This is a genomic window from Aeribacillus composti (assembly GCF_007827555.1).
Taxonomy (GTDB): Bacteria; Bacillota; Bacilli; order Bacillales; family Aeribacillaceae; genus Aeribacillus; species Aeribacillus composti.
Window position 1 is genome coordinate 38,122 of sequence record NZ_VISS01000013.1, and the last position, 21,121, is coordinate 59,242.

At 39.1% G+C, this 21,121-nt stretch carries 24 protein-coding genes; all 24 read left to right on the forward strand.

The features are described from left to right. The first annotated feature begins 1 nt into the window (after window position 1). Genes fliI through FB379_RS08525 form a run of 24 tightly spaced genes read left to right on the forward strand, consistent with a single transcriptional unit; the run spans window position 2 to window position 21,115 of the window. Window positions 2-1,318, forward strand: a complete 1,317-nt coding sequence (fliI, locus tag FB379_RS08410) for a flagellar protein export ATPase FliI (RefSeq protein WP_063386664.1) — start codon at window positions 2-4, stop codon at window positions 1,316-1,318. Beyond that, complete coding sequence (gene fliJ, locus FB379_RS08415) at window positions 1,315-1,758, forward strand: flagellar export protein FliJ (RefSeq protein ID WP_063386665.1); 444 nt, start codon at window positions 1,315-1,317, stop codon at window positions 1,756-1,758. Before fliI ends, fliJ begins: the two co-directional genes overlap by 4 nt. A 9-nt stretch (window positions 1,759-1,767) precedes the next feature. After that, the gene (locus FB379_RS08420; RefSeq protein ID WP_158640177.1) at window positions 1,768-2,388 is read left to right on the forward strand and encodes a MotE family protein; all 621 of its coding nucleotides are present in this window, start codon (window positions 1,768-1,770) and stop codon (window positions 2,386-2,388) included. A 44-nt stretch (window positions 2,389-2,432) separates the two neighbouring features. Then, window positions 2,433-3,704, forward strand: coding sequence for a flagellar hook-length control protein FliK (locus FB379_RS08425; protein ID WP_144597743.1), 1,272 nt, complete (start codon window positions 2,433-2,435; stop codon window positions 3,702-3,704). A 9-nt stretch (window positions 3,705-3,713) separates the two neighbouring features. Continuing rightward, window positions 3,714-4,157 carry a flagellar hook assembly protein FlgD gene (flgD, locus tag FB379_RS08430; RefSeq protein ID WP_063386668.1) on the forward strand — a complete coding sequence of 148 codons (444 nt, stop codon included), beginning with the start codon at window positions 3,714-3,716 and terminating at the stop codon, window positions 4,155-4,157. Window positions 4,158-4,192: 35 nt separating this feature from the next. Then, complete coding sequence (locus FB379_RS08435; protein ID WP_144597744.1) at window positions 4,193-5,722, forward strand: flagellar hook protein FlgE; 1,530 nt, start codon at window positions 4,193-4,195, stop codon at window positions 5,720-5,722. Window positions 5,723-5,747: 25 nt separating this feature from the next. After that, complete coding sequence (locus FB379_RS08440) at window positions 5,748-5,966, forward strand: flagellar FlbD family protein (RefSeq protein WP_063386670.1); 219 nt, start codon at window positions 5,748-5,750, stop codon at window positions 5,964-5,966. Beyond that, a complete protein-coding gene (gene fliL / locus FB379_RS08445) occupies window positions 5,959-6,387 on the forward strand; it encodes a flagellar basal body-associated protein FliL (protein WP_066246495.1) in 429 nt (142 codons plus the stop codon). Before FB379_RS08440 ends, fliL begins: the two co-directional genes overlap by 8 nt. Before the next feature lie 33 nt (window positions 6,388-6,420). Further along, entirely contained in the window at window positions 6,421-7,419 is a 999-nt protein-coding gene (gene fliM, locus FB379_RS08450) for a flagellar motor switch protein FliM (protein ID WP_063386672.1), read from the forward strand. Beyond that, window positions 7,412-8,491 carry a flagellar motor switch phosphatase FliY gene (gene fliY / locus FB379_RS08455; RefSeq protein ID WP_063386673.1) on the forward strand — a complete coding sequence of 360 codons (1,080 nt, stop codon included), beginning with the start codon at window positions 7,412-7,414 and terminating at the stop codon, window positions 8,489-8,491. Before fliM ends, fliY begins: the two co-directional genes overlap by 8 nt. A 21-nt stretch (window positions 8,492-8,512) precedes the next feature. After that, window positions 8,513-8,875, forward strand: coding sequence for a response regulator (locus tag FB379_RS08460; RefSeq protein ID WP_144597745.1), 363 nt, complete (start codon window positions 8,513-8,515; stop codon window positions 8,873-8,875). Window positions 8,876-8,887: 12 nt separating this feature from the next. After that, entirely contained in the window at window positions 8,888-9,529 is a 642-nt protein-coding gene (locus FB379_RS08465; RefSeq protein ID WP_144597746.1) for a flagellar biosynthetic protein FliO, read from the forward strand. Then, window positions 9,526-10,191 carry a flagellar type III secretion system pore protein FliP gene (fliP, locus tag FB379_RS08470; protein ID WP_063386676.1) on the forward strand — a complete coding sequence of 222 codons (666 nt, stop codon included), beginning with the start codon at window positions 9,526-9,528 and terminating at the stop codon, window positions 10,189-10,191. The genes FB379_RS08465 and fliP overlap by 4 nt, the downstream gene beginning before the upstream one ends. A 17-nt stretch (window positions 10,192-10,208) precedes the next feature. Continuing rightward, entirely contained in the window at window positions 10,209-10,478 is a 270-nt protein-coding gene (fliQ, locus tag FB379_RS08475; protein WP_063386677.1) for a flagellar biosynthesis protein FliQ, read from the forward strand. 5 nt (window positions 10,479-10,483) lie between these two features. Further along, complete coding sequence (gene fliR, locus FB379_RS08480; protein ID WP_066246491.1) at window positions 10,484-11,260, forward strand: flagellar biosynthetic protein FliR; 777 nt, start codon at window positions 10,484-10,486, stop codon at window positions 11,258-11,260. Then, complete coding sequence (gene flhB / locus FB379_RS08485) at window positions 11,257-12,339, forward strand: flagellar biosynthesis protein FlhB (protein ID WP_063386679.1); 1,083 nt, start codon at window positions 11,257-11,259, stop codon at window positions 12,337-12,339. Before fliR ends, flhB begins: the two co-directional genes overlap by 4 nt. Before the next feature lie 23 nt (window positions 12,340-12,362). Then, window positions 12,363-14,396, forward strand: coding sequence for a flagellar biosynthesis protein FlhA (gene flhA, locus FB379_RS08490; RefSeq protein WP_066246489.1), 2,034 nt, complete (start codon window positions 12,363-12,365; stop codon window positions 14,394-14,396). Next, complete coding sequence (flhF, locus tag FB379_RS08495) at window positions 14,396-15,484, forward strand: flagellar biosynthesis GTPase FlhF (RefSeq protein ID WP_144597747.1); 1,089 nt, start codon at window positions 14,396-14,398, stop codon at window positions 15,482-15,484. The genes flhA and flhF overlap by 1 nt, the downstream gene beginning before the upstream one ends. A gap of 6 nt (window positions 15,485-15,490) precedes the next feature. Next, on the forward strand, window positions 15,491-16,366 hold the full coding sequence (locus tag FB379_RS08500; RefSeq protein WP_066246485.1) for a MinD/ParA family protein: 876 nt from the start codon (window positions 15,491-15,493) through the stop codon (window positions 16,364-16,366). Between the two features lie 5 nt (window positions 16,367-16,371). Beyond that, entirely contained in the window at window positions 16,372-17,424 is a 1,053-nt protein-coding gene (locus FB379_RS08505) for a protein-glutamate methylesterase/protein-glutamine glutaminase (protein WP_063386683.1), read from the forward strand. Window positions 17,425-17,443: 19 nt separating this feature from the next. Next, entirely contained in the window at window positions 17,444-19,504 is a 2,061-nt protein-coding gene (locus FB379_RS08510) for a chemotaxis protein CheA (protein ID WP_144597748.1), read from the forward strand. A 25-nt stretch (window positions 19,505-19,529) separates the two neighbouring features. Then, window positions 19,530-20,003 (forward strand): chemotaxis protein CheW, encoded by a 474-nt coding sequence (locus FB379_RS08515; protein WP_063386685.1) that lies wholly within the window; start codon window positions 19,530-19,532, stop codon window positions 20,001-20,003. Continuing rightward, window positions 19,987-20,613 carry a chemotaxis protein CheC gene (locus FB379_RS08520; RefSeq protein ID WP_066246481.1) on the forward strand — a complete coding sequence of 209 codons (627 nt, stop codon included), beginning with the start codon at window positions 19,987-19,989 and terminating at the stop codon, window positions 20,611-20,613. Before FB379_RS08515 ends, FB379_RS08520 begins: the two co-directional genes overlap by 17 nt. A 4-nt stretch (window positions 20,614-20,617) precedes the next feature. Then, window positions 20,618-21,115, forward strand: coding sequence for a chemotaxis protein CheD (locus tag FB379_RS08525; RefSeq protein WP_063386687.1), 498 nt, complete (start codon window positions 20,618-20,620; stop codon window positions 21,113-21,115). Window positions 21,116-21,121 lie beyond the last annotated feature (6 nt).

Below are 21,121 nucleotides of genomic sequence, written 5' to 3' on the forward strand. Positions count from 1 at the left end.
ATTGAAACTAGCTCAATTGATCGACCATATAGATCGGCTGGACTCTTATAAGAGATATGGAAAAGTGAAAAAAGTAGTCGGACTCATGATTGAATCACGCGGACCTGAATGTTCCATCGGCGATGTTTGCTATGTACATGTAGGAAAAAATGAAAAAACGCTGGCAGAAGTTGTCGGATTCAAAGAAGAAAATATTCTATTAATGCCGTTTACAAAGGTCAACCAAATTGCACCTGGCTGTGTCGTGGAAGCAACAGGCTCGCCCCTGAAAATAAAATCGGGAATCAGCCTGATCGGAAAAGTATTAGATGCATTTGGTCATCCAATGGACGGATCCAATCTTCCAAAAGGTTTAACGACTATTCTGTCTGAAAATGAGCCGCCGAACCCGTTAACCCGGCCGCCGATCACCAAAAAAATTGAAGTGGGTGTGAAAGCAATTGACGGTTTTTTAACGATTGGGAAAGGTCAGCGGGTAGGTATTTTTGCAGGAAGCGGCGTTGGAAAAAGTACTTTGCTCGGAATGATCGCAAGAAGCTCAGGAGCAGATATAAATGTGATTGCCTTAATAGGTGAAAGGGGAAGAGAAGTTCGAGAATTTATTGAGAGAGATTTAGGGGAAGAAGGGCTAAAGCGGACGATTATTGTGGCGGCAACCTCCGATCAGCCGGCTTTAATGAGAATTAAAGCTGCCTATTCTGCAACGGCGATTGCAGAATATTTTCGAGATAAAGGATATAATGTCATGTTTATGATGGATTCAGTCACGAGAGTAGCGATTGCGCAAAGGGAAATTGGACTGGCTGTTGGGGAACCACCGACGACAAAAGGATACACCCCTTCAGTGTTCGCCATGCTTCCTCGACTTTTAGAAAGAACAGGAAATAATGAAAAGGGTTCGATCACAGCCATTTATACTGTCTTAGTTGATGGCGATGATATGAACGAACCGATAGCGGATACTGTGAGAGGAATTTTGGACGGGCACATTGTGCTCGATCGCGAGTTGGCGAATAGAGGACATTTTCCTGCAATTAATATTTTAAAAAGCGTCAGCCGCCTTATGAACCATATTGTCGAACCGGCGCATCTGGAAGCTGCGAACAAACTGAAAGCATTGTACTCTACATATACCGAGTCAGAAGATTTAATTAAGATCGGCGCATATAAAAGAGGCTCTTCAAAAGAAATGGATCAAGCAATGGATTATTATCCGAAAATAAACGGATTTCTTCAGCAGCATATGAATGAAAAAATAACATTTGAGGAAAGCGTACAGCAATTAATTTCGCTACTTGAAGAAGGTGACAAGACATGACATACCATTTCCGCTACCAAAAAATATTGGATGTAAAGGAAAATGAGAAACGAAAATCATCAAAAGAATATGAAGATTCCGTTGAAAATTTTAAAAAAGTTGCAACAAAGCTGTATACATTTTTAAAGCAAAAAGAGGAGTTCGTAAAGCTTCAAGAAGAAAAATTGAACAAAGGGATGTCCGTTCAAGAAATTAAGCAGTATCAACAGTTTGTTCAAAATTTGGAAAAAACAATTGAGCATTACCAGCAGCTTGTCATTTATTCTCGTAATGCAATGAATGAAAAACAGTCGATTTTGATGCAAAAACATATAGAAGTAAAGCAATATGAAAAAATAAAAGAAAAAGATTACAAGAAATTTATGGAGCTAAGGAAACGAGAAGAAGGAAAAATGATGGATGAAATATCAATCATTACATATTCGTTTCATAGAAATTAGGTGGAAATGATGGCGAAAAAAGAAAAGAAACGAGGCGGTTTAAAAACTTTCTTGACCATATTTTTATCACTTTTTAGTCTTGGGCTTGTCGCCGTAATCGTCATGTTTTTTCTCGGCATTCTGCCGGCCCAAAATATTCCGATTATTTCGGACTTAGCGCAAGGAAGTCAGAAGCAAGAAAATCTTGAAAGGCTGAACGAGCAGCTGGAAAAAGAGCAAGAAGAGCTCAAGCAAAAGATTGAAGAGCAGGAAAGCACAATCAATCAGCTGCAAGAACAGCTGAAAAGCAAGGATGAAGAAATACAAGAGCTGACACAGCAAATCAACTCATTGGAAAACGCAGCTCAAACCAATCCGCAAAAAAATCAACAAGCCGTTGATATTGCGAAAGTATATGGGGAAATGTCAAGTAAAAAAGCAGCTGCCATCATTACAGAGCTTTCTGATGATGAAGCAGTCAGCATACTATCATCTTTAAAAAAAGCCGTGCTTGCTAGAATTTTAGAAAAAATGACTCCCCAAGACGCTGCCAAATATACGAAGCTGTTATCCGAGCAATCAGCAGCTCAATCTGAACAACCAGCAGCCGAATCTGCACCATCAGCAACTGAAGAGGCAGCTGCTCAATAAATAACTTACATGAACATTCTGATCATATTACAGGAGGTGAACAAATGGATGCCATTAAATTGCAGTTTTTCCAATTGAACACGCGAAACATACAATCAACAAACGGAGAAGAAAAAAAGGAAGAGTCAACTTTTCAAACGTTTTTTGATCAGCTTGTGAACATGAAGCCAGCCGATCAGGTGAAAGGAAATGAACCGCAAAAATTAGAAATCGAAACAACTATCTTAGAAGAGTTGCAAGATGCGATCAAAAATTGGCTCTCTCTTGACATTTTGCACGATCAGGAAACAGACGCTCAAGACAAACAGGAGAGAGAAGACAGCAGTTTATCTTCTGTCAGCCAACCTTCTTCTGAAAAGTTGGAATTGACATTTGCGAGCAATATGGAACTGAATGTTGATCATACGGAGCAAAGTCCGGAAAAAACTGTACTTTTTCAGCAAATCACTGCTATTTTAGCTTATTTGCAACGAAATGAGCCGAACGAGTTTATTCGAATGCTCGAAGTTTTTGAAACCATTACTAGAAAGTATGGAGATCTAGGCAGCACGATGCTTCAAAATATTTTAACAGCTGTTCGGATTGGACGATATGAGAATCACAGTACTACCATAGCTGACATATTGCCTAATGATCTAGAAACATCAGAGCCGCTTCATTTTATACAACAAATGGACACGAATAAGAAACCATTTGTGCAGCGTGAGGAAATATTGGCAAGAACGCATCCTCTAATGGAGTTTGTTCAACAAGAGAGCCGTGCTGAACAAAAAAGTGTTGGAAATTTCCTAACGGGCCAAACGAAGGATACGTTTGAGTTGACTCTTACATCATACATAAACAAATTTGGCTCAGAAAATCCGGCTTCGCAAATTGATTCTGAACTGAGTATAGACGTCCAAGAGGAATTTTTTCAAAAGTTAAATGACGTAATAAAAACAAGTCGATTTGGCCAGCTTCCCAATGGCGCACAAAAATTGACGATACGGCTCACTCCGGAGCATTTAGGGACCATTACCATTCAATTAATAAAAGATGGCGACCAAATGAGCGCCAAAATTAAGACATCGACTCAATCAGCGAAAGAATTGTTAGAGCATAGTATTCAGCAGTTAAAGCATTCACTGCCGAATGTAACATTGCAAATTGACCGCTTTGATATTTTTGACGAAGAGCATTATTTCTTTCAAGAAAAAAGAGGACGTGGCAATTCGCAGCAACATAACGGGGAAGATCAAGAAAAGCATCAAAATGAACAGCAGAACGACCAAACTTTTATGGAAAAATTAAAAGAGTATGTAAATGCCATTATATAGGAGGTTCTTATGAGCGGAATTTCCATCGACAGCTATTTGTTATCGACCTATACAGAAAACAAAGCAAGGGAAGCTAAGTCAACTCTTGGAAAAGATGATTTTTTGAAGTTATTGATTACCCAATTGCAATATCAGGATCCGCTAAATCCAATGGAAGATAAAGAGTTTATTGCTCAAATGGCGAATTTCTCAACATTGGAACAAATAACAAACATGAATAAATCGCTTGAAGCCTTTTTAAAATCGGATGCACTCATCAAATATTCGCAGCTCATCGGCAAATCGGTAGAATACTCAAAAGAAGGTGAGCAAAAGCAGAGCATTGTCAAAAGCGTGCGGATGAATGGAGATACAGTCATCATTGCGCTTGCCAACGGCGATGAAGTGGAAAGCTCAAGTATTACGAAAGTATCCGAAGCTGGAGAAAACGATTCATCTGATCAGGAAGGATAATAATATTAAAATTTTAAAGAAAGGGAGAGGTTCATATGTTGCGTTCCATGTATTCAGGTATTAGCGGAATGAAAAATTTCCAATTAAAATTGGATGTCATTGGCAACAATATCGCGAATGTCAACACGTACGGCTTCAAAAAAGGACGTGTCACTTTTAAAGAATTAGTCAACCAGCAAATTTCAGGCGCTAGCGCCGCTGTAAATGGACGAGGAGGTATAAATCCAGCACAGGTAGGTTTGGGTGCGGCAATCGGAACAATCGACACTGTTCATACATCTGGACCAACTCAATCAACGGGAAGACTTCTTGATGTAGCGATCAGCGGAGACGGTTTTTTTCCTGTCGGAGTGATTACCGATTTAACGAGAGTCAACATTGATTATGCAGGACAATTTGGAGACAATAAAATTTTGGGCGCCATTGATAGAGCTATTGATTTAGCATACACCCGCGCTGGAAACTTTTATTTGGATGCAAACGGATATTTAGTAACTGGCGAAGGGCTTTACTTAATTGGCGAAACAGGTGAAAAAATTCCTCCGACAGATCAAGGAATTCAAAAAGCAAATGCAGCGCTTCAGCAAATCACGTCTTTCAATACACCTTATAAAAATATGTATGAATCGTTGAGAGACATTTCAAAAAGAGCGAATGCATTGATGGAAGCTTATGAAGCATATAATGATGCGGTGGAATTATGGGAAAAAGATGGACAACAAAACCCATCACCTTTATACACCTCTATGCAAAATGCATATAATGCTTTAATTGATATATGGACAGAGTTTAATGCAGCCATTACAAACCCAACGTCAGGGTTTGGGAATATTCGAGACCAGTTTGAAACTGCAATCGGACAATTAAATAATTCTATTAATAATTTTAACAATACACCGCCATATACTGACGTCATTACAACAATCACGAATCCGATTCTGCCGATTACAGCTGGGGATTACCCGCAAAATCCGTCAACAGCTATCCCGTTAGGCTCAAGTGCTGACACGAATACGCTTGATTTAATGACGAAGTTGATCGGGACAATTGAGAATTATAAAGTTGCCCTTAACAATGTTGGGCAAGCAGTCATTAAATACGAAGATATTGCCGAAAGTTTAAAAGAGGCGCAATGGACGGATTCGTTGAGCGGAGAAGCCGGTCTCATCCAAATTCCGCTTTCGGCTAAAAGCTTTAGCATCGGGCCTGATGGAAAGGTTACGTTTATTGATCGAAACGGTCAGTTAAAAGTCGCTGGACAAATCCGGCTTGCGAACTTTCCAAATCCAGAAGGATTAGAAAAAATCGGAAGCAATCTTTTTAGAGAAACGCCTAACTCTGGTTCTATCGACAAAAATGGCAATGGGCTGCAGCTTAACGAACTTTCCGTTCCAGGAGAGGATGGAGCAGGCTCATTGATTAATAGTTCACTAGAAATGTCCAATGTGGACTTGGCGGAAGAATTTACGGAAATGATTGTGGCACAAAGAGGTTTTCAATCAAATACGAAAATCATCACAACTTCTGACGAAATTTTGCAGGAGCTCCTTGGCTTAAAACGTTAATAGGAAGAACGGGGGAGCTTGAAACGTGATCAAATTAACAAAACTGAATGGCGAAGCTTTTTATCTGAATGTGTTGTTAATCGAACGGATTGAATCGTTTCCTGATACGACTATTACGTTAATATCCGGCAAAAAATATATAGTAAAAGATTCACAGACGGAAGTAGTAACAAAAATCAATGAGCTTTATAAACAATTTGGTTTTGGGAAAGCTTTCTATTTCGGGGGACAAGAAAATGAGTAAAAAATTTATAACTGCATTATTAATCGTCATTTCAACCGTTGGAATTGCTGCACTGACTACGTTTGTCGTCATGGAATTTTTTACGAAGGATCCGGTAGAAGCGAAAAACCGCTCCATCGACGAGGTGGTGGAATCGTCATTTGATGTTCCTGAAATTACGACAAACTTAAAAAGTAAAAATATTGTAAGACTTTCTTTCAAAATTGAAGCATCTGACAAAAAAGCGAGAGAAGAATTAGAAAAGAGAGAATTTCAAATAAAAGATATTATTATAACCGAACTGGCAAATATGGAAGCAAAAGATTTGGAAGGGCAAGCTGGAATGGACCGCTTTAAAGATACGATTAAAAAGAAGGTCGATGCGCTTTTACAAGAAGGAGAAGTGAAACAAGTGTACACGACTTCCTTTATCCTTCAATAGACAAAAAAGGGATAAGGAGGTGATGTTCTCATTATGTCAAATGAAATTTTATCGCAAAGTGAAATTGATGCGCTATTATCTGCATTAACGACCGGTGAAATGAATGTTGATGAATTAAAGAAAGAAGAAGAAGCAAAGAAAATAAAAGTTTACGATTTTAAACGTGCTCTTCGTTTTTCAAAAGATCAAATTCGCAGCATTACTCGAGTGCATGAAAATTTCGCAAGGCTTTTAACGACGTATTTTGCTGCGCAATTGCGGACATATGTCCAAATAACCGTCACGTCTGTAGACCAGCTGCCCTATGAAGAGTTTGTCCGTTCCATTCCGAAAATGACGGTTTTAAATGTTTTTGAACTTGGGACACTTGATGGAAGAATTATTATGGAAGTGAACCCAAATATTGCGTACGCAATGATGGATCGGTTAATGGGCGGTTTCGGGGCTTCCATGAATAAGATTGAACAATTAACAGAAATTGAAATGAAAATTATTGCATCCATTTTCGAAAAAACTTTGGAGCACTACCGTGAAGCTTGGAGTACCATTTTGGACATTGAGCCTTGCATGCAGGAATTTGAGGTAAATCCGCAATTTTTGCAAATGGTATCTCCAAATGACACAGTTGTTGTTATTTCCCTTAATACACAAGTGGGAGAAGCGAGCGGAATGATAAACCTTTGTATTCCCCATGTTGTGTTGGAACCAATTATTCCAAAGCTTTCCGTCCATTATTGGATGCAATCAGAAAGGAAAGCCCAAAACTCTGTGGAAACGGAAGTAATCAAAAACCGGATAAAGCTTGCAGAAGTTCCGGTGGTTGCGGAATTAGGGACGTCCGTTGTGACAGTTCAAGAGTTTCTTGAAATGCGAGTGGGGGATATGATCCGTCTTGATCAATCGACCAGCGACCCGTTGGTGATTAAAGTAGGTGACGTCCCTAAATTTTTTGGACAGCCTGGCAAAAAGAACAAGAAGCTGGCCGTTCAAATATTAGGCCACATAGAGAGAGGTGACGAAGCTGATGACTGATAACATGTTGTCACAAGAGGAAATCGATTCTCTATTAAAAGGGGGAAATCAAGAATCAACTGAAACTGACAATCTATTGAATGATATTGAAAAAGATACGATTGGGGAGATAGGAAATATTTCTTTTGGCAGTTCTGCTACCGCTTTATCATCCTTGCTTAATCAAAAAGTAGAAATCACTACTCCGAGCGTGTCAATTATTAATAAGCAAGAACTGGCAAAGGAGTTTCCACATCCATACGTAGCAATAGAAGTAGTTTTTACAGAAGGGCTGTCCGGCAGCAATCTGCTTGTAATTAAACAAAGCGATGCTGCTGTCATTGCTGATTTAATGATTGGCGGGGATGGTTCCAACCCGGACGAATTGGGGGAAATTCAATTAAGTGCTGTCCAGGAAGCGATGAATCAAATGATGGGATCTGCTTCCACATCAATGTCAACCGTTTTAAATAAAAAAATAGATATTTCACCGCCTCGCCTCGAATTATTGAATGTTAAAGAAGGGGAAGGAACCGATGCTATTCCTGATGATGAACTGCTTGTGAAGGTATCCTTCCGATTAACTGTCGGCAATTTAATTGATTCGAATATTATGCAGCTCTTACCCCTTGATTTTGCTAAACAGCTCGTTGTTGAATTAATGAATAAAGCGAGTAAAGAGGCATCAAATAACGTGCAAACAGAACCTGAAGAAGCGCGAGAAAATCAACAGCTGCATATAGAAAAAAGCGAGAAGGAAAAAGCTCAGCCTGTTGAAGTTAAACCTGTTGAATTTGCGACATTTGATGAACAAACGAATCAATCTGTAGACACGCACAATTTGGAGCTGCTGCTCGACATTCCTTTAAATGTAACGGTTGAGCTTGGAAGAACAAAAAGATCCATCAAACAAATTTTGGAATTGTCTAAAGGATCCATTATCGAGCTTGATAAGCTGGCCGGGGAGCCAGTCGACATATTCATAAACAGCAAAAAGGTAGCAAAAGGTGAAGTAGTTGTCATCGACGAAAATTTCGGTGTTCGCGTAACGGATATCATGAGTCAAGCAGATCGGATAATGAATCTAAAATAGTTGATAGGAGTGAGGAGCAAAATGTCAAAAAGGATTTTAGTCGTTGATGATGCAGCATTTATGAGAATGATGATCAAAGATATATTGACAAAAAATGGATATGAAGTAGTAGGAGAGGCTGCAGATGGTGCGCAGGCAGTCGAAAAATTTAAAGAATTGCAGCCTGATTTAGTCACGATGGATATTACAATGCCTGAAATGGATGGCATCACTGCTTTAAGGGAAATACGCAAAATTAATCCAAATGCAAAAGTTGTCATGTGTTCAGCGATGGGACAGCAGGCAATGGTAATCGATGCTATTCAAGCTGGTGCCAAAGATTTTATTGTGAAACCTTTTCAGGCCGATCGTGTACTGGAAGCTATTCAAAAGACATTGGGATAAGGAGCATTTGCATTGAAACGACGTATTACATATTTGTGCTGTTTATGGCTGTTGTTTTTTTATGTTCCAATAAACGCCGATTTCGTGCATGCAGCCGCGAAAAATCCCACCGTAGAGGAATATTTAAAACAGCAGACATCCGATCAACAGGATGAAAAAAAAGAAGAGAAAGCGACGAACGAATTGGTTGAAGATGGTGGCAACAGCACCTCCTTATCAGTATTCGATGTTTTGAAAATGATTTTTACACTTATTCTTGTTTTAGGTCTCTTAATCTTTTTATTAAAATTTTTAAACAAAAAAATGAAGCTTCCGCAAGAAACTAAATACTTACAAAATCTCGGCGGCATTTCCTTAGGACAAAACAAGTCCATCCAGCTGGTGAAGGTGGGGAATCGCATTCTAATCGTTGGCGTCGGGGATACGATTGAACTATTACAAGAAATTAATGATGAAGAGGAATATAAGAAAATTATCGACATGCAGAAAGAGCCCGGCAACAATGCTTTTGAACAAAATATGATGCGCTTCATTCTAAATAATCATAAACAAAAGGGTAGCGAGAAGACTTCCTTCAAAAAAGAGCTGGAATCACTATTAAAAGAAAGACGTGAACAGATGCAGCGTCTTCGGCAGAAAGGATCAAAAAAATGAGTGAGTTCTTTAGCTATTTTAATCAAAATGATCCGGAAAATGTTGCGACGACTGTGAAGCTTTTGCTTCTGCTCACCGTTTTGTCAATTGCACCAGGGATATTGATTTTAATGACTTGCTTTACGCGCATCGTCATCGTGTTATCGTTTGTGCGAACTTCGCTTGCTACCCAGCAAATGCCGCCCAACCAAGTGCTCATCGGCCTTGCACTTTTTTTAACCTTTTTTATAATGGGACCGACTTTTCAAGAAATACATGAAAAAGCTTTGAATCCTTTGTTCAACAATGAAATAACCATTGAGGAAGCGTATGAACAGGCGGAAAAGCCGATAAAGGAATTTATGAGCAAACATACGAGACAAAAAGATTTAGCTTTGTTTTTGAATTACGCCAATATTGAAAATCCTGAGACGATTGACGATATTCCGCTCGTGGCTTTAGTGCCTGCATTTGCCATCAGCGAATTAAAAACAGCGTTTCAAATAGGTTTTATGATCTTTATTCCTTTTTTAATCATTGACATGGTTGTATCAAGTGTCCTCATGTCAATGGGAATGATGATGCTTCCTCCTGTCATGATATCATTGCCTTTTAAAATATTGCTGTTTGTGCTCGTGGACGGCTGGTACTTAGTTGTCAAATCATTGCTGCAAAGTTTTTAAAATAAGTAGGTGAGCCAATGAGTACCGAAATGATCCTTTCCATAGCAGAAAAAGCGGTTTATACAACTTTAATGATCAGTGGGCCACTTCTTTTAATATCGCTTGTTGTCGGCTTAATTGTCAGCATCTTTCAAGCAACGACACAAATACAGGAACAGACATTGGCGTTCATACCAAAAATTGTGGCTGTTTTGGTCGGATTGATTATTTTTGGCCCATGGATGCTATCTGTCATTTTGTCGTATACACATAATATTTTCAGCAATCTCAATCAATTTGTTGGATGAGTTGAATGATGATGCTGGAGTATTATCCGCTTTTTTTGCTTGTGTTTACAAGAATAACAGCTTTTATTGCAACACTTCCATTATTTTCATATCGGAATATTCCGATGCGGTTTAAAATTGGCATGTCTTTTTTCCTTTCCCTTATCATCGTCATGACGATCGATGAGGGAAAGGTTGACTTAGATGCGAATTTCTACCCGCTGATAATAAAAGAAGTTTTAATCGGACTATTCATTGGTCTGATCGCATATATCATCATGTCAGCTGTCCACATTGCAGGAAGCTTAATCGATTTTCAAATGGGGTTTATCATCGCGAATATTATTGATCCGCAGACAGGAGTTCAAACGCCGTTAATTGGACAATTTCTTTATTCTTTTGCCCTATTGCTCATGCTGAGCCTAAACGGGCACCATATGCTGATTAACGGGATTGTATACAGTTTTCAAGTAATCCCTCCGGATCAATATTTTATTCCGATTTCTGATGGAGCTGTTGCCGAACAAGTTTTGAAGGCGTTCAGCAAAATGTTTCTCGTAGCATTTCAAATGGCGCTTCCGATAGTCGCTTCGCTCTTTTTAGTTGACCTTGCTCTAGGGATTGTTGCCCGGACAGTTCCGCAAATGAATGTATTTGTCATTGGGTTTGCCATTAAAATTGGCGTCAGCTTTCTGATGATGGTGCTCGTTTTAGGCATTATATTTATGCTGATTCAGGGGCTTTTCCAATACATGTTCGATGTGATGAGAACCTTAATGAATTTATTAGGTGATGGCGCATGAATTATTTACCGTTAGATTTGCAATATTTTGCCGGAGAAAAAACGGAAAAAGCGACTCCGAGAAAGCGGCAGGATGTCAGGAAAAAAGGGCAGGTTGCCAAGAGTCCCGATTTGAACACAGCCATCACCATGTTTTTAGTTTTTCTGTCATTGCTGTTTTTCGGGAAAACGGTGATTGATAATATTTTAAACATGTTCCATTCTACTTTTGAAGATTATTTGTTGACGGATATCACAGAAGAAAATGTGCATTCAATCTTTAATAAATATGTATTGGAAGGCGCTCAAATTACCGCTCCATTCATGATAGCAGCCTTCGTTGCTGGAGTTTTCAGTAATTATATTCAAGTTGGATTTCTTTTTACAACTGAACCGTTGAAAATGAAATTAAATAAACTGAATCCGATTGAAGGATTTAAACGCATATATTCCATTCGGGCAATTGTCGAGCTTTTGAAATCGATCTTAAAAGTTTTCTTTATCGGCGGGGTAACCTTTGCGTATATTTATTTCAATTGGCAGGAGATTTTGCGACTTCCGCAAATGCCGCTTGAACGAGCTTTTGCTTCAATTTCAAAGCTGGCGGTGCAGATAGGACTATATGCTTCAGGTGCGCTTTTGTTCATCGCATTGCTAGATTACTTGTATCAAAGATGGGATTTCGAAAAAAACATTCGCATGTCTAAGCAGGAAGTAAAAGATGAGTACAAAAAAATGGAAGGCGACCCGTTAATTAGATCGAGAATTAAACAGAAACAAAGGGAAATGGCGATGAGAAGGATGATGCAGGAAATTCCGAAAGCTGATGTCGTCATTACGAACCCTACTCATTATGCAGTTGCCTTAAAGTATGATGAAAAGGAACACGATGCACCTGTCGTAGTTGCAAAAGGAACAGATTTTGTCGCGCAAAAGATCAAGCAAATTGCCAAAGCCCATGAAATCATAACAGTCGAAAACAGGCAGCTCGCTCGTTCCTTGTATGACCAAGTGGAAATTGGCGAGATGATTCCTGAACAATTTTTTAAGGCTGTGGCTGAAATTTTAGCTTATGTTTATCGTCAAAAACAAAAAGTGTAACAATTTTGCTAGGAGGAAGTATCATGTCAGCAAGAGATTTATCGGTTATAGTAGCTGTCATTTTAATTGTTGCCATGCTTATCATCCCGCTGCCTTCATGGCTGCTGAGCATATTGATTATCATTAATATATCTCTTGCCTTGCTCGTCCTCCTTACATCCATGAACATTGAAAAGCCTTTACAATTTTCAATCTTTCCTTCTCTTTTGCTTTTGTTAACGTTATATCGACTCGGCTTAAACGTTTCCACAACGCGTTCGATTTTAGCTAATGGAGAAGCGGGAACAGTCGTGGAAACGTTTGGAACTTTTGTTGTCGGTGGAAATATCCTTGTTGGTTTTGTCGTATTTATCATTTTAGTTATTATTCAATTTGTTGTCATTACAAAAGGATCTGAACGGGTAGCAGAAGTGGCAGCCCGCTTTACGCTTGATGCCATGCCCGGTAAGCAGATGAGTATTGATGCAGACTTGAATGCGGGAATCATCTCGGAAGACGAGGCAAAAAAACGGAGAGAAACGATTGCAAGAGAAGCAGATTTTTATGGCGCAATGGACGGAGCAAGCAAATTTGTAAAAGGAGATGCGATTGCTGGTGTCATAATTGTGCTGATCAATATTATTTTCGGAATTATCATCGGCATGATCCAGCAGGGGCTTTCTTTTCAAGAAGCTGTTTCAAAATTCACGCTTCTTACAGTTGGAGATGGATTAGTCAGCCAAATTCCAGCTTTATTAATCTCAACGGCAACAGGGATTGTTGTCACGAGAGCTGCTTCTGACGGAAATTTAGGACAAGACATTACGAACCAGCTTTTAGCATTTCCAAAGCTGCTGTATGTTACCGCAGGAATCATCTTTATTTTAGGTATTGTTACTCCGATTGGTCCGATCGTAACAACTCCGATCGCTCTCATGTTTGCTTTCTTAGCATTTGCGATGAATCGTACGAAGAAACAAATTGAAAAAGACGAAGAGATTGTTGAAGAAGAAGTGGAAATGAACGAAGCGAAAAGTCCGGAGCAAGTGATGAATCTGTTATCGATGGATCCAATTGAATTTGAATTCGGATATGGTTTAATTCCTCTTGCTGATAGCGGACAAGGGGGAGACCTGTTGGATCGGATCGTAATGATCAGAAGGCAGCTTGCCGTAGAATTGGGCCTTGTCATTCCTGTCGTCCGAATACGGGATAATATCCAATTAAAGCCGAATGAATACAGATTAAAAATTAAAGGAAACGAAGCGGCGAAAGGTGAAATTATGCTCGATCATTATTTGGCGATGGCGCCAGGAATGGATAATGATTCGATTGAAGGGATTGACACAATTGAGCCTTCGTTTGGACTTCCTGCAAAATGGATCAGCGAACATTTAAAAGAACAAGCTGAATTGGCAGGATATACGGTCGTCGATCCTCCTAGCGTTGTTTCTACTCACATTACGGAAACGATCCGGAGGCATGCTCATGAATTGCTTGGACGACACGAAACAAAACAGCTTGTCGATCATTTAAAAGAAACATACCCGATATTAGTGGAAGAAGTTACGCCGAATCCACTTTCTATAGGAGATATTCAAAAAGTTTTGGCGAAACTGCTTAAAGAAAAAATTTCTATTCGAAATTTGCCGGTTATTTTTGAAACATTAGCTGACTATGCCAAATTTACAACAGATCCGGAAATTTTAGCTGAATATGTAAGACAGTCGCTGGCAAAACAAATTACAAGCCAGTATGCAAAAGAAGGGGAGACATTGAAAGTCATTACTCTCTCCGCTCAAGTAGAAAAAGCCATTGCCGATGGCGTGCAGCAAACGGAACGAGGAACCTTTTTGTCATTGGAGCCGCATGTATCACAAAGGATTGTCGAAGCCATTGCAAAAAATGTGGAACAGCTGGCAATGGAAGAGCAAACGCCAATCTTGCTCTGCTCGCCTTCTGTTAGAATGTATGCACGGCAGCTGATCGAGCGATATTTGCCTGATGTACCCGTATTGTCATACAACGAACTTGAATCAAACATTGAAGTACAAAGTGTCGGAGTGGTGAATATTTAATGAAGATTAAAAAATTCAAAGCCCATACTATGCAAGAGGCGATGAAGACGATTCGCAGCCAACTCGGTCAAAATGCTGTCATCCTCAATTCGAAAGTCGTCTATACTGGTGGATTTCTAGGAATGTTTAAGAAAAAAATGATTGAAGTGGTGGCGGGCATTGACGAAGAAGATGAAATGATCAGCGGGTTCCAAAAAGAAAAAATAGAACATCAAACGGACCAACAATTAGAGATGTCTCCTGTACTGAATGAAATAAAAAAACTGAAGGATCTCGTTCAATCCATGTCCGTAAACAGTACTGTTATTCATCCTGACCTAAAAGAGATCGAACAAAAAATTGATTCGTTAGGTTTGCTGCAGCCGATTAAACAGGATGTGATCGCATCTATACTGGAAACGTATTTGATTCATCAAAAAAAGCTGACAAACGAACAGCTGGAATTTCAATTGAAGAAAGAGTTAAAAAAGAGAATTTCGGACATTCCTTTTCACGGCATTACTTTTTCAAAAAAATTTGTGAATGTTGTAGGACCAACCGGTGTTGGAAAAACGACGACATTGGCAAAGCTTGCCGCAATCTGCAAAATAAATTACAAGAAAAAAATCGGATTTCTTACGACGGACACTTATCGAATTGCTGCGATCGATCAATTAAAAACATATGCCGAAATTTTAAATGCCCCGCTTGAAGTTTGTTATAACTCATTTGATTTTCAGGAAGGGAAAAAGAAGCTGAATGACTGCGACATCGTTTTTATTGACACAGCGGGCCGGAACTTCCTTGAACAGCAATATGTGCAAGATTTAAGCGAAACCATTGACTTTCAGGATGAAATGGAAACATTTTTAGTATTTTCTTTAACTTCAAAATTTGAAGATATGGAAAAAGTTTATAACCAATTTTCTCATTTGCCGATTCATCAATTTATTTTTACTAAACATGACGAAACCTCCTCTTATGGAGCTATGTATAACATCGTCTACAAAACAAAGATTGGTGCCGGATATATGACTGACGGTCAAGATGTTCCAGACGACATTCATAAGCTGGATCATGAAACTTTTATTCAATATTTAATGGGGTAGCAGGATATGGATCAAGCAGAACAACTCAGAAAGATTATTCAACAAAACAAATATGCGGTGATAAAAGACTCTCCGCCTAACCGTCATGCAAAAACAGTGGCTGTGATTAGCGGAAAAGGGGGAGTCGGCAAATCGAATTTCGTTTTAAATTTCGCTTTAAACTTGATCAAAAAACGAAACGACCGTGTGCTGCTGGTAGATTGCGATATTGGGATGGCAAACATCGATCTTTTGCTGGGACAGCAGTATCAAGAAAGATCAATTGTCGATTTGCTGAAAAACCGCATTGGAATTGAACAAATTATCAAAAAAGGTCCTTTAAATTTGCAGTATTTGTCAGGAGGAATGAGCCTTTCCAATATTGTCACAATCGATGAAGCAGAGTTTCAATTTTTTCTTTACGAGCTTGAAAGAATAATAGAGAAATACGACACCATCTTATTTGATATGGGGGCAGGAATTTCGAAAGACAGCTTGAAATTTTTGCTTGCAGTGGACGAAATTATCGTCATTACGACGCCTGAACCGACATCGATTATGGACGCCTACAGTGCGATAAAGCTCATTCACCAGTTCGATCAAGAAAAGGTGATGAAAGTAGTTGTCAATCGATTCAAGAAAAACATTGAAGCGAAAGAAACATGGGAAAAAATTAGAACCACTGCAGAGCGTTTTTTACATAAAACAATTGATTTGCTCGGCAGTTTGCCGGAGGATGATCATGTGCAGAAATCAGTCATGGAACAAATTCCGTTTATTTTGCGTTTTCCGAATGCTCCTATATCGAAAGCACTAGAAAATATAACAGAGATGTACTTAAATGGTAAAATAAAAAGAAAAGGATTTATTCATTCTCTTAGATCTTTGTTTTCAAGTAGGTGATGTTTTTGAGTCGTGTAAAGGTTTTGGTTATTGATGATTCGGCATTTATGAGAAAGTTGATTTCCGATTTGCTTTTAGAGAGTCCTTCCATCGATGTGATTGGCACAGCTAAAAATGGAAAAGAAGGAATTGAAAAGATCGCAGAGCTTGATCCTGATGTTGTGACGCTAGATATTGAAATGCCGGTTTTAAACGGGCTTGATACTTTGCAGATTATCATGGACAAGTTTCCAAGGCCAGTCATTATGCTTTCAAGTTCGACGAAAGAAGGAGCCGAAAACACGATAAAATCTTTAGCTTTCGGAGCGTTTGATTTTATCCCGAAACCTTCCGGCTCCATATCTCTTGACATATTTAAAGTGAAAGAAGAATTAATTGCAAAAGTTCTAGCAGCAAAACGGGCAAAAGAAAAAGTTCAGATGTTAAAAAAAGAGATCGACACATTTCCTCGAAAGGAGATGATGAAAGAAAAGAGCCATCGACAGCGAAAAAAATCTTTAATTGCCATTGGAACTTCTACTGGCGGACCGAGCACCCTTCAAAAAATCGTTCCATGCTTCCCGAAAAACCTGAATTCGCCGATTTTCATCGTACAGCATATGCCGCCAGGATTTACAAAATCGTTGGCTGAACGATTAAATGAAATGTCAAACATCGAAGTAAAAGAAGGCGAGCATCAAGAAATCGTCAGAAATGGGGTAGCATACATAGCGCCTGGAGGCAGCCATATGAAAGTAATAGAAAAACAAGGGAATTTATTCATTGAACTGGATCAATCGGAAAAAAAGAGAGGGCACAGACCTTCAGTAGATGTACTGTTTGAATCTTTATCGAATTTAAAATATTATCAAACGATTGCTTGTATTTTAACGGGAATGGGTTCTGACGGGACAAAAGGATTGAAAGCATTAAAAGAAAGGACAGATGCGACAGGGATCGCACAGTCCGAAAAAACCTCCATTATATTTGGGATGCCAAAATCCGCCATCCAAGCGAATGTGGTTGATTACGTGGAAGATTTAATGGAAATTCCGTATTTAATTCAAAAGCTGATCTAAATCCAAGGAGTGTGCTGCCATGGAAATGAATCAATATTTGGACATTTTTATTGAAGAAAGTAAAGAACATTTGCAGTCGTGCAACGAAAAGCTTTTGGAGCTTGAACAAAATCCGGATGATTTAGGAATTGTGAACGAAATTTTTCGCTCCGCCCATACATTAAAAGGAATGGGCGCAACGATGGGGTTTGAAGATTTAGCCGATTTAACACATAAAATAGAAAATGTGTTTGACGCCATTCGCAATCAAAAATTAGAAGTAACGCCTGAAATTATGGATGTCCTTTTTGAAGCATTGGAGAATTTGGAGGAAATTGTTTTATCGATTGCGGATGGAGGAGACGGCAAAAAAGATGTTTCGGCCATTGTGAAAAAACTGCAAGCGATTGAAAGCGGAGAACAAATTGAAGATGAGACAGCTGAAAATGAAACATCAAGAGAACAAGTGCAGGATGTGAAAAAACTGAAGTTTGATGAATATGACAGGACGGTCATTCTTCAATCAATTGAACAAGGATTTCAAGTATACGAAATCAACATTCGGCTTCGAGAAGACTGCATCTTAAAAGCAGCGAGAGCATTTATGGTTTTTGAATTGCTTGAGAAGCACGGGGAAGTGGTCAAATCATCGCCTTCTGTTGATTTACTCGAAGAAGAAAAGTTTGACAACAATTTTTCGGTTGCCTACATTACGAAGGAAGATAAGGACTTTATCCGGAACAGCCTATTGAAAATTTCAGAGGTTGAAGAAGTACTAGTTGAAAAAGTGAATGTAGAAAAGCCAAGTACTGAAAGAGTACAGCAGTCTGTTTCCAGCATACAATCTAATTCCAGCCAACAAACTGCTGCTAGCAAACAAACTACTGTTTCCAGCAAGCAAAGCCGTCAGCAGAAGGACAGCTCGAAAGACACTAGCCAAAAACAGAAGAAAAACCAGCAAAAGACGATCCGCGTCAACATTGAGCGCCTCGATATTTTAATGAACTTGTTTGAAGAATTAGTCATCGACAAAGGGCGTTTAGAGCAAATATCAAAAGAATTAAATCACTCGGAGCTGAAAGAAACGGTTGAGAAAATGTCCAGAGTTTCAGCTGATTTGCAAAACATTATTTTAAATATGCGCATGATTCCAATCGAAACCGTTTTTAACCGCTTCCCGAGAATGGTGAGAAATCTCGCCCGCGATTTAAATAAAAAAATCAATTTAGTTGTCACTGGCGCTGAAACCGAATTGGATCGGACCGTCATTGATGAAATTGGCGATCCGCTTGTGCATCTAATCCGAAATGCGATCGACCATGGGATTGAAACGCCTGAAACCCGCCTGAAATATGGCAAAAAAGAAGAAGGAACGCTGCGGCTCAGCGCATATCACAGCGGAAATCATGTCTTTATCGAAATCGAAGACGACGGTGCAGGAATCAATCAGAAAAAGGTATTGCAAAAAGCTATTGAGCGGGGAATCGTTACAAAAGAGGCAAGCGAAACATTAACGGAAAAACAAATTCATGAACTCATTTTCGCATCAGGCTTTTCAACGGCTGAAAAAATTTCAGATGTCTCTGGACGGGGTGTAGGGCTTGATGTAGTGAAAAATACAATCGAATCGCTCGGAGGAAGCATCACCATCGAGTCGGAAGAAGGAAAAGGATCTTTATTCTCGATCCAGCTCCCGCTGACATTAACGATTATTTCCGCCATGCTCATTGAAGTTGGAAATGAAAAATACGGTATTCCGATTTCGTCTATCATTGAATCCCTTGTTATTAAAAAAGAAGATATTTTACAGACACATCAAAACAAGGTGATTGATTATCGCGGAAAAATTGTACCTCTAGTGTTTTTAAAAGAAATTTTTGAAGTGGACGCCGAGGATGACCAAGATTATGTTTCAATCGTCGTTGTCAAAAAAGGAGATAAAATGGCTGGTTTAGTTGTCGATTCCTTCATCGGTCAGCAAGAGATTGTTTTGAAATCGTTAGGACAATATTTGACAAATGTATTCGCCATCTCAGGTGCCACAATTTTAGGAGACGGTCAAGTTGCATTGATCGTTGATTGTAATGCATTAATCCAGTAATGCTTGATGGAAGGGGAAGATGAGAATGGCAAATAGTGTATTTAATGAACAGAAGGTCATAGTTTTTCAGCTGCAAGACAAAGAATACGGGGTTTTTGTACAAAATGTGAAATCGATTGAAAAAGTTGACCATATCACCCGCGTTCCGAAAACAGCTGACTATATAAAAGGAGTCATCAATTTGCGCGGTGTTGTCACTCCGATCATAGATTTAAGAAAAAGATTGAATATGCCGGAAAAAGAAATAACAGATCAGACGAGAGTGATTATAGCTGTTCAAAATGAAATGGAAGTTGGATTGATTGTTGATTCTGCCAATGATGTCGTCGATATATCTGAAGACAGTATTGAACCTGCTCCAAGCGTCATCGAACAAGTAGAAACCGAGTTTATAAAAGGAATTACAAAATTGGATAAACGGCTGATTATGCTCCTTGACCTTGAAAAAGTGCTGAGCAAAGAAAATCAGAGGGTAATAGAGCATGAGCAAGTTGTTTGATTTATCAAACAAAAGGATCGATATATTAAAGGAAATTGCCAATATCGGAGCGGGAAATGCCGCAACGAGTCTGTCCCAACTTCTTAATAAAAAAATTGAAATGAAAGTTCCGAACGTTTATGTCGCCTCTTTTAACGATGTGATGGATTTAGCAGGCGGTGCGGAAACAGAGGTTACGGCTGTATACATCCGCATTCAAGAGGATATAACTGGATCGATGTTTTTCATTTTGCCGATCCCGCAGGCTAAAAAATATGCAAAAGCATTAATGAATGATTATGTTCTTCAGGATGCTTCAACTATGAAAGAAATGGAATGCTCTGTTTTGCAGGAGCTCGGCAACATCCTGATTGGATCCTATTTATCTGTTTTATCGAACATGACCAATTTGATGGTTAATCCGTCCGTTCCTGCCATCCAATGTGATATGTTCGGCGCGATTATCAGTCATGCTCTGATCGAGCTTTCGCTTGAAAGTGATGAAGCACTTGTCATCGATGCTGTTATAAAAGAAGAAGGGCATCAAGATTCCGAATTAATAAGAGGGCATATTTTCTTTCTGCCCGACTCACAGTCATATAAAAAAATTTTTGACATATTAGAGGTTTAGTGAAATGGGGCATTTTGAAAATGTTGTAAAAGTCGGTATTTCGGAAATGAATGTTGTGAAAGCTCCGTGGAAAATTCGAACAACTGGATTAGGATCTTGCGTCGGACTCGTCATCTATGATGATGTAAATAAATTGGCAGGACTTGCTCATATAATGCTGCCTGATTCTTCGCTTTCAAACAAGGAGCCTTTAAATTGTGCAAAATATGCGGATACGGCTGTAACAGAATTAATTCGTCTTTTAAAAAACTATGGAGGAAACATCATGTTTTTTAAAGCGAAAATAGCTGGAGGAGCTGAAATGTTTCCGCATCGGCCATCTTCCAAAATCATGCGAATAGGTCCGAGAAATGTTGAAGCGGTCAAACAGCATTTGTTGAGCAGTAATATCCCTATCGTTAGCGAAGATGTTGGCGGTAAAAATGGAAGAACCATTGAATTTGATACGAATTCATTCATTTTGACGATTCGCACCGTCAATCTTGGAGTGAAGCAAATATAGCCGGAG

Coding starts and splice junctions, on each gene's coding strand:
- fliJ (WP_063386665.1), top strand. CDS start 1,315: ATGACATACCATTTCCGCTACCAAAAAATATTGGATGTAAAGGAAAAT.
- FB379_RS08420 (WP_158640177.1), top strand. CDS start 1,768: ATGGCGAAAAAAGAAAAGAAACGAGGCGGTTTAAAAACTTTCTTGACC.
- FB379_RS08425 (WP_144597743.1), top strand. CDS start 2,433: ATGGATGCCATTAAATTGCAGTTTTTCCAATTGAACACGCGAAACATA.
- flgD (WP_063386668.1), top strand. CDS start 3,714: ATGAGCGGAATTTCCATCGACAGCTATTTGTTATCGACCTATACAGAA.
- FB379_RS08435 (WP_144597744.1), top strand. CDS start 4,193: ATGTTGCGTTCCATGTATTCAGGTATTAGCGGAATGAAAAATTTCCAA.
- fliL (WP_066246495.1), top strand. CDS start 5,959: ATGAGTAAAAAATTTATAACTGCATTATTAATCGTCATTTCAACCGTT.
- fliM (WP_063386672.1), top strand. CDS start 6,421: ATGTCAAATGAAATTTTATCGCAAAGTGAAATTGATGCGCTATTATCT.
- fliY (WP_063386673.1), top strand. CDS start 7,412: ATGACTGATAACATGTTGTCACAAGAGGAAATCGATTCTCTATTAAAA.
- FB379_RS08460 (WP_144597745.1), top strand. CDS start 8,513: ATGTCAAAAAGGATTTTAGTCGTTGATGATGCAGCATTTATGAGAATG.
- fliP (WP_063386676.1), top strand. CDS start 9,526: ATGAGTGAGTTCTTTAGCTATTTTAATCAAAATGATCCGGAAAATGTT.
- fliQ (WP_063386677.1), top strand. CDS start 10,209: ATGAGTACCGAAATGATCCTTTCCATAGCAGAAAAAGCGGTTTATACA.
- fliR (WP_066246491.1), top strand. CDS start 10,484: ATGATGATGCTGGAGTATTATCCGCTTTTTTTGCTTGTGTTTACAAGA.
- flhB (WP_063386679.1), top strand. CDS start 11,257: ATGAATTATTTACCGTTAGATTTGCAATATTTTGCCGGAGAAAAAACG.
- flhA (WP_066246489.1), top strand. CDS start 12,363: ATGTCAGCAAGAGATTTATCGGTTATAGTAGCTGTCATTTTAATTGTT.
- flhF (WP_144597747.1), top strand. CDS start 14,396: ATGAAGATTAAAAAATTCAAAGCCCATACTATGCAAGAGGCGATGAAG.
- FB379_RS08500 (WP_066246485.1), top strand. CDS start 15,491: ATGGATCAAGCAGAACAACTCAGAAAGATTATTCAACAAAACAAATAT.
- FB379_RS08510 (WP_144597748.1), top strand. CDS start 17,444: ATGGAAATGAATCAATATTTGGACATTTTTATTGAAGAAAGTAAAGAA.
- FB379_RS08515 (WP_063386685.1), top strand. CDS start 19,530: ATGGCAAATAGTGTATTTAATGAACAGAAGGTCATAGTTTTTCAGCTG.
- FB379_RS08520 (WP_066246481.1), top strand. CDS start 19,987: ATGAGCAAGTTGTTTGATTTATCAAACAAAAGGATCGATATATTAAAG.
- FB379_RS08525 (WP_063386687.1), top strand. CDS start 20,618: ATGGGGCATTTTGAAAATGTTGTAAAAGTCGGTATTTCGGAAATGAAT.